This window comes from Phytoactinopolyspora endophytica, from assembly GCF_004138495.1.
Taxonomy (GTDB): Bacteria; Actinomycetota; Actinomycetes; order Jiangellales; family Jiangellaceae; genus Phytoactinopolyspora; species Phytoactinopolyspora endophytica.
The window spans coordinates 201,847-202,337 of sequence record NZ_ML142856.1 but is presented as its reverse complement, the minus strand read 5'-3'; the positions used below and the strand labels follow the sequence as shown (position 1 = coordinate 202,337).

Here is a 491-nt window from a genome sequence, read left to right as displayed (position 1 = left end):
CGGTTCCGTTGGCGTTGCCTTCGCCGTTGTCGGTTCCGTCGTCGGTTCCGTTGGCGTTGCCTTCGCCGTTGTCGGTTCCGTCGTCGGAACCGTCGGCTCCGTCCTCGCCGCCGTCGTCATCGCCGTCCTCGGTGGACGTGATCACGATCGTGTCCCATCCGATGAGCGAGTCGTCCGCGGCGTAGACGGCGAGCCGGTGCGCTCCAGTGACTCCTGCCGGGAGTGTCACGTCGAACGTGTTGCCGTCGGCGACGTCGTGCGCCCCGAGGTAGTCCGGCTCTGAGAACAGCCACGCGCCGACTCGTGCTTCGGCGTGGACGTCCATGAGCGCCACCGTGATCGTGTCGCCGACCTCGGCCGTCTCCGGGATAGAGATCGAACCCTCGGTGTCTGCAGTGAGATCCTCCTCCGACGGGGTCTCCGACGGGATCTGCGCGTCCGGATCGACGGAATCCTCGGTGACGGTGAAGGTGGTGTCGGCGGTGCCGTCT

Annotated in this window: 1 pseudogene; it reads right to left on the bottom strand. The window is 67.0% G+C overall.

Annotated elements, in window-relative coordinates:
* Positions 1-491: pseudogene (locus ELR45_RS35365) on the bottom strand (hypothetical protein); the annotation flags it as partial.